Here is a 7,686-nt window from a genome sequence, read left to right as displayed (position 1 = left end):
ACCGATGAGACTAAAAAAGGGGAAGCATTAGAGTGCGGAGCTAACGGTTTCTTGATGAAGCCGGTTCGTGAAAAAGATGTCCTCGCAAAAATCGCCCAACTCGCTCTTTAACGCCAAAAGGATAAAATCCTTTCGGCTGCTATCATAATTAATCTCTTATAGTCTTACAGTTTTTGCCATGAACGTTTATGTGCGCGAATAGGTTCTGTTGTGATAATCGCACGCGTTACCGCTGTCGCATCGATCATTACCATCGTATCTTTTCCGGTAGTATCAGCCAGCGTGGTACACCCTACCGCTGCAACCCCTTCAAATGAATAGGCTAAAGAAACATTGACGTCGAACATAGCAGTTCCTCCAGCATCGTTTACGGTGATATTGAGCTGATTTAAACAAGGATTCCCAACAGCAGCCGTATCAACCCCCTGCGCCCGCATAAGAGCATACTCAGTGGCACTCTGAGCTAATAATTCAGCCTGAGCTCTGAGATAATTATCGGAGATCGATTTGCTCCCTTTGGCGGCATTGGATAACAGCAATGTTCCCCCTAAAGCAACCATAACCACAACAAAAATTGCCATAATCATGGCAAAGCCTTTGCGTTTAATAACGGACATGTACCATCCTTTCACGACAAATTTGATTTGCGGAAAGATTCGAATCACTTAGATTCTCATCTAACCCTTGTAGACAGATTTTGAGGGTATAAATATTACCAACATTGGAGTTCATAATGGTATTTCGATTGTCATAAAGTATCGTAAAATGGGTTACTTTATCACCTAACATTCTCCCCGTCACATCATTGTACTGCTCGCCGTTCCAAGGTTCAAATCCGGTATACATATTAAAGACTCCATCTTTTGCTCGGAAAGCATGAGCGGTTCGCATGACATACGCTCGGCTTGCTTGCCCACTAATACTTAGCATACCGTTTAATGTCAAATTTACATCCGAATTGACATTATTTATTCTACGATAAACATCATTTGTATTTAATGCATTTTCCCAACCAAACCGATGGCATTCATCAGCCCCCTCTCCCAATCCATCACTCCGAAAAATAGCTGCACCCACCAAGGAATTTCCCGGATTGATAGATGTAAAGTTAGCATCGGACGAAATCAACGTATTTCCGACACTCAAAACATCGCTTGTCCATCCCGAAAGCCAACGCCCTATCCCTGCATTCCAAAATCCTCTTAACCCGTCATTATCTACCGCGACAAAGGCAATGGTATAATCCGTACTGCTATCTGCATTGGCAGGAATGCCGACACATTGTGTTCCAAATACCGTGTTATTGGCATCCAATCGAATAATAGAAGCGGAGATTCCATTTTCAAAATATTTGGATACCTGCTCAAGAATCTGATCGGCCTGAGCTACCCGCTTGGAATACTCCCCCGTTCGGTAAATTCCATCATAATATTGGCGCAACGCTTCCAGTGCTAACCCTCCGACGATCCCCAAGATAACGATGACGAACAGTAGCTCTATCATGGTAAAGGCTTTACGATTCTTTATAGGTTTCATTCGGAGAACTTCCCAACATTAGATTTAAAAAAAGTCAACGTCATATCAACATCAGGATTAGCCGCGTTATTAGTTCGAACGACAATACGTTTCAAATGCGTAACTCCTCCTGCTGGGTTCGGATTCATAGTAGCAGATGAACCGAGCGTCCACGTTGCTGTTGCCACTCCTGCATTAATAGGAGACATTGTAGCAGCAACATAATTCACTCTATACTCAATCGGAATCGTATAAATATTGCCCCCGGTTGCATTGATTTCAAGATTATAAGGCAGATTATGGAGCTGTTCGATACCGAAGTTGAGACTCAAATTTCCATCCGCTGTTGCTACCGCCATCATCGGTTCACTGTTAGAGCACGCCATACTCGAATCAGGGTTTGCGCGATACACTCCGGCCCCTCGGAGGGGGTCCGCAGTACAAGGGAGATCTCCACCTAGAGCAATCTGTAATGGACTGAAATCTGGGGCGGATGAATTTTGATCCCATCGTGATTGAGAAACTTTGGTAATCTCACCTAACATCCGCTTGAGTATATCTTCATCGATAATCATCCCTTTGGAGGCATTATCGGCTACATTCATCATAGAAGGAATCGTGATGACACTGATGGCGATAATAACAATGGCAAATATAAGTTCAATCATCGCCATCGCTGAGCGCATTCGTACCCTTTTCATCATCGTGTTGCCGGAGTATAATCATAGGTTACCCCCGTTCCCGTAGATGTCGCTTTGTTTGCTTTATCGCTTCCTAATATTTGGGTATTGGTAGAACTGCCAGCCGTTCCGATATTTGGGACAACATTGATATTGAAACACGGATGGGTTCGGCAATCAAGGTTAGCATTTGATGGATCACCATAATTGAGAGCATTGGTACCGAACCATAACCATGGATCAGTATTGATATGTGCTTTGCCACTATAGGTTGGAGCAATACCACCAAAAGTATATGTCTCCATGCCATTGACCTCAGCACTCCCCATATTGACAGTCGTTACTGTAGCATTACTGTTATTTTGTATTCGGGTAATATTCCCGTCTCCGTCATTGTTATCATTATGCAGTGCATTGATAAACCATTGCGGTGAATTACGACTAGGTGCTAAGCCAGTTCCAGCTAACGTCGGAGTATTAAATACTTCATACCAAGCGTTTGCGGTAAAACCGACATTTCCGAAGACCCGTACATCGCGGGGAATGATACGGCCGTAGACGTAGGTAACATCAAAGTCCATAGCTCGCTCACCCTTAGGTTCATGTACAGCACTCAAATCGGCTTGCATAAGACAATCGGCCGCATTTAAACATTTCACATTCATCTTCCTAAAACTCGCTTCAAAAGGATTAAGCGGTTGTGTCACCGTACGATCATAATTAAAGCGACTTACTGTATATAATGAACCTGCTGTCTCTTTGGTAAAGTTTCCATCTAAAATTGAAGTCAAAGGCATCAATAGTGCTGTTGTATTGATATTGGTAGCATTACTATCATAAATTAAATTAGCTGGGCTAGCTACAGTGGTATTATAATCCATAAAACGAAGCTGGAACGCTGCATTTTGCGGATGAGTAAGATTATTATCACTTGTCATCGATAGCGTCAACGATTTTGCATAACAATCAGTGACATAATTTGTCGTTACTGCATTGTTATAGCCAGCGGCACGAATGTTCCCCGTTGCCCGTAATGCCATATTCATCCCATCATCATCACTGATATCAGACATATAAACAAACCCGTCTCCTCCTGCTGTAATCCCACTAGGAAGTCTCCCTAGGCCAAAAGTGATCCCACTTAAATCAAATTTATACGGAAAAAATGTCAATAAATAATCCCGATATTTATACGGATCTGTAGTCGTTGGATATTCAGTATTGTTATGCGTACTGCTGATATTACATCCAACTAAATTATTTGTTGCTAATGTTGTTGTATTGAGTGTTACAACTGTCGCCTGAGTCGGAACATCTGTACTGTTTTCTGAACACTCAGCCCCCGATAGGAAATGTGCCCCCGTTTGATGTCCTTGTTTCAGTGGATCCCAATCCACAGCAGTCCATGTTGTATCGATAATGTTAAGACGATATTCTCCCACTTGAGAGAGGTTCCCATCCGCTGTGACTGTTCCATTGATCAGATTAAAACTTTGCACTTTACTTTCCGTGTCGTTACAGCCGCTTTTTGGAGTTGATGGTTCCCAAATCAGAGTAATATTATAATCCGATCCCCCCGTTGCAAAATAGCGGGTATACCCTGGTGTAGCTGTGTTGTCCTTGTGATTTGTTGCATTAATATCATAACGATAATCATATCCGCTACTCACACTTACACGTCCTGTATTTGGAATCACAACTCCCGTATATCCTGACGCAAAAGACTGAGTTACCGTAGTATTTGTCTGATTCACATCCCGCAGTGCTACCGTATAGCTCTCAGGACGTATCGCAAAATTATCGCGGGAACAGAGAACCTGCGTGTTATATCCATACAAACACTCCATACAAATAGCAAGATTATGCTGATCGATACCTTGATTCCCCGCATTACCACACGCTACGGCAACAAGCGATGTCGTTGAACCCGGATTTGATGGTATCTCAACAGGTTTAGCACAATGTTGGATATCTTGGACAAGCTGCGTAAAGTTCAAAATCTGTGTGTTTTCCGATGAAGATCCTTCAGCTGTTTGAATCAAGGAATTATTCCCGTCATTCGTCACATTAAACGTCACCCTAAACGCAGCATTTGGCGTTGCATTTTTAAAAAAATCTTCAGGATTTGTCAAAGTAGTTACACCTGAAGAAATAGTATCTGATACCATCCCAGCATCTAGAGCATCTTGTATTGTTTGTGCATTGAAATCAACTTGTGTCGTATTTCCATCAGTAGCACTATTTTTAAAATTTACCCATACCCGAGGAGTTATAGCACTGGATGGCTCTCGACAAGCTGCATCCGTATCATGAAACTGACTCACATCGATCATCTCTACCGCTACAGCTGTTCGTACAGCTTTTGGAAGATCAAAATTTGGATCATTCGGATCAAACGAAGCAATTCTAAAATTCCCAGGTCGCTTTGAGACTTGAGTGGTTAAGTCATAATATTTTTTCCCTGTTGTATTATTGACGTTTGTAGTCGTATCATACAGTCCAGCATCAACAACACTGAAAATTCCTTTTTCTATGTTATAACTAAAATTATCAGACGAACACATCGGAAGCCCAACACCGCCGACACTAGAGGTCGATGGAATTGTTAAAGTTGTTCCATCTGCTAGCGGAATTACTAAATCGTATGAAAAAGTGCCCACTATCGGGATGCTGATATTTCCATCTTTTTGAGGACTTAATGTGTAATATGTATACGAATATTGCTTACCGGCCATATTTCCTAATGGAATATCATTTATATATGTGTCACCCACACTTAAAGGCCAACCCGCATCGGTTTTAGATATAGGAACAAATACATTTGGATACGTGATCGAAACACTGTTGCGTTTATAGATCGCTTGCGAACTGTTAATATCGGAAATATCTAAAATAACATTGTTTGCGCTGACATCAGAGTTTTCTCGATTTTTGATAAATAAACTGACATTGATATCTTCTGTATTCGACAAATATCCACGAATATAAGGCATCATATTTCCGCTATTTTCTTCGGTAAAAGAGAGTCCGTTTTGCTCATATCCATAGTCATAACAAAATGAAGGGGTATATAAATCACTCGAAAAAGCAATGGCCCCCGGAGTAGATTGGTCACCGTTTCCTGATGAGAAAGTTGCTTCTAGTTTTAGTGATGTGGATGTTTGACTATTTTTCATATAAGAAGATACGTTATATGAATCCAAATCTAACCCGGGGTAATACGAAATTGCCGCATCTACTGGAACACCATCATTGCTTACCGATCCATTAAATGGATTGTTTATTGGATTTACCGCATTTGAAACGGCTTCGTAAGTGTTTGCATTATTAGCATTTTGAATGTAAAACGCATCTCTTGAGATAAGCTTTTCACCCCCTGAGGCATAAAAAAGCATTTTTGCATTAACACTCCCTGATTTTGGAGTTAAAAATCCACTTATAGGTATTTCAACACTCGATGTCTCATATCCACTTATAGGAAGCGGAATCATTGCATCAAATCCATTAAAGACATTAATATTTTTAAGTTTTGTATCAGCGGGCATAGTCTCTTGATCATATTTATACACAACAATCAAAGACCAGTTCCCCCAAAAACCAAATTTAATCCCGTCATATTCAGCTCCAGGCCCCACATAAAGATATGAATACCAATCAGTTCCACTATTGGCTTTTATATTTCCAACTGTAAATGTTTGCGAAGTACCGCTCACCAAATGGGATTTCACAAGAGCCGTCACATCTTTATAACCCTGATAAAAAGACCTGAATCCACCATCATTACCTGCACCATCTCCCCAAAAATCATGGTACCAAAGATCATCAGCTGTAATATCTTGCGTTGTTCCATCAGGAAGACGAAAAGACACATTTTGTCTATTTTGTACCATTGTAGAAGTTGTATAATCACCCGCATCAGGGTCAGCAATATGCCCTTGCCAATAAAGCCCTGCCCATTGAATTTCACCTCCATCAACATCTGCTGGCAACGTTAATAATGATGATGCAGAGTTTAACGTCATAGCCCCTTCATTTTTATAGACTAAATTAGAATCATACAAATACCCATTATAATTGTTATTACAGCCCCCTGATCCATTGTTTTGACATAAAACAGAACTACCCGTGGAGGTAAAATCACCAAAGAGTTTTAACCCCCCATTTGCAAAAACAGGGGTAAAAGGGTTTTCATGATATATGTCATGCCCCTTGATTGGTTTATTTGCATTTAATAAATATTTAGTATCTCCATTCGATTTACTTCCAAGCAAATAAAGATAATAAGTAGTCCCAGCCGTTACACTAACCGTTGTTGTTGATGTTTGCAAATCACCTATCTCACCTGATGACCACACTGCTGTTGAACACGTGCTATCACTGTATAAAGTAGCATACAAATTATTATTTGTATCAGGCGTATTTTGTATAGATAAATTTATTTGCCCCCCTACAGGATTTGTTATAGTATAATAATCGGCATCATCACTTTGTACATCACCAGTATGATTATTGTATGTCGAGCCTGCCGAAGCAGTCCATGTACCAATACTTGACCCTGTTGGACATACCCCCCATCCTGAAATAGCAAATATAACCGTTATTCCAAAAACCGTAATCAATCGTAAAAAAAGTTTATTTATTTTCATCTCATCCTCCTTCGGATTTTAAGGCACTCAAAAATTGGGCTCGGTTGTACTCATCCATATACCCAATTTACCTAATCGATTACTATCGACCATTGTCCCTCTTTTCTAAAGCTTTTATGCGAGGAGACGCCATCTTTTGATTGTAGTGCTATGCAGATTAAATGATGATTAAAATGTGTTAATAATTATTGAACGTATATCGATTTACTTTTTATCAAAAGTTCTTGACGTTTGTTTTTTGTGTGTTATAATCGAACTTTCTTCAATATAACACTAAGGTGGGACACTTATGAATATCTCTCTCGTCGGACGCCACATCGAGCTCAGCGATGCAATCAAAGATCATCTGATGCACTCTATCGATACACTATCTAAATTTCATCTTGACCTTATCAGCGTCAATGCCGTTGCCAGTTCTAATGAGCGTAAAAAAGGGGTGAACATTGAATTTACAATCAATGTTGCCGGAAAAAATACCATTGTTATCACTCAACGTGATGACGACCTCTATGCCGCTATCGATATCGCCATTGACCGTGCCCAAAAAGCGCTTCGCCGTCTTCATGACCGTATTTCAGATCATAAAAACGAAGGTTTAAATGAAGCAAAATTAGCCGCAGCACACAATGTCAACCTCCATGAAGCGGAAGAGGCGATGGAAGATGAGATCGTCCCAGCCGAGCCGGTACTCTTTAAACCGCAAGAGGTTGCAGAAGTATTAGAGAGACTCAAAGAGAGTACTAAAGCATTTGATGTATTTTATGACAATGACGGGAAAATGCGTGTCCTTTACAAACGCGGTGACGGACGTTTCGGGTTATATTAACCTTTTTGAAGGTCAAGAT

Annotated in this window: 5 protein-coding genes; 1 reads left to right on the top strand and 4 read right to left on the bottom strand. The window is 40.6% G+C overall.

Annotated elements, in window-relative coordinates; genetic code table 11:
* Window positions 1-164: 164 nt before the first annotated feature.
* Genes A2517_RS04765 through A2517_RS04750 form a run of 4 tightly spaced genes read right to left on the bottom strand, consistent with a single transcriptional unit; the run spans window position 165 to window position 6,841 of the window.
* Window positions 165-617, bottom strand: coding sequence for a type II secretion system protein (locus tag A2517_RS04765; RefSeq protein ID WP_294894670.1), 453 nt, complete (start codon window positions 615-617; stop codon window positions 165-167).
* Entirely contained in the window at window positions 604-1,536 is a 933-nt protein-coding gene (locus tag A2517_RS04760) for a type II secretion system protein (protein WP_294894668.1), read from the bottom strand. Before A2517_RS04760 ends, A2517_RS04765 begins: the two co-directional genes overlap by 14 nt.
* Window positions 1,533-2,201, bottom strand: coding sequence for a hypothetical protein (locus A2517_RS04755; RefSeq protein ID WP_294894666.1), 669 nt, complete (start codon window positions 2,199-2,201; stop codon window positions 1,533-1,535). Before A2517_RS04755 ends, A2517_RS04760 begins: the two co-directional genes overlap by 4 nt.
* Window positions 2,202-2,215: 14 nt before the next feature.
* A complete protein-coding gene (locus A2517_RS04750; RefSeq protein ID WP_294894664.1) occupies window positions 2,216-6,841 on the bottom strand; it encodes a hypothetical protein in 4,626 nt (1,541 codons plus the stop codon).
* A 289-nt stretch (window positions 6,842-7,130) separates the two neighbouring features.
* Here A2517_RS04750 and raiA point away from each other — a divergent pair, with 289 nt between their 5' ends.
* Window positions 7,131-7,667 (top strand): ribosome-associated translation inhibitor RaiA, encoded by a 537-nt coding sequence (raiA, locus tag A2517_RS04745; RefSeq protein ID WP_294894662.1) that lies wholly within the window; start codon window positions 7,131-7,133, stop codon window positions 7,665-7,667.
* The last annotated feature ends 19 nt before the right edge of the window (window positions 7,668-7,686 follow it).

It is taken from the genome of Sulfuricurvum sp. RIFOXYD12_FULL_44_77 (assembly GCF_001830725.1).
Classification (GTDB): domain Bacteria; phylum Campylobacterota; class Campylobacteria; order Campylobacterales; family Sulfurimonadaceae; genus Sulfuricurvum; species Sulfuricurvum kujiense_A.
This window is presented reverse-complemented; position numbering and strand designations above follow the sequence as displayed.

Excerpts from the sequence above, each read along its gene's own strand:
- A2517_RS04755 (WP_294894666.1), bottom strand. The coding sequence starts at position 2,201 with ATGCGCTCAGCGATGGCGATGATTGAACTTATATTTGCCATTGTTATT.
- A2517_RS04765 (WP_294894670.1), bottom strand. The coding sequence starts at position 617 with ATGTCCGTTATTAAACGCAAAGGCTTTGCCATGATTATGGCAATTTTT.
- A2517_RS04760 (WP_294894668.1), bottom strand. The coding sequence starts at position 1,536 with ATGAAACCTATAAAGAATCGTAAAGCCTTTACCATGATAGAGCTACTG.
- raiA (WP_294894662.1), top strand. The coding sequence starts at position 7,131 with ATGAATATCTCTCTCGTCGGACGCCACATCGAGCTCAGCGATGCAATC.
- A2517_RS04750 (WP_294894664.1), bottom strand. The coding sequence starts at position 6,841 with ATGAAAATAAATAAACTTTTTTTACGATTGATTACGGTTTTTGGAATA.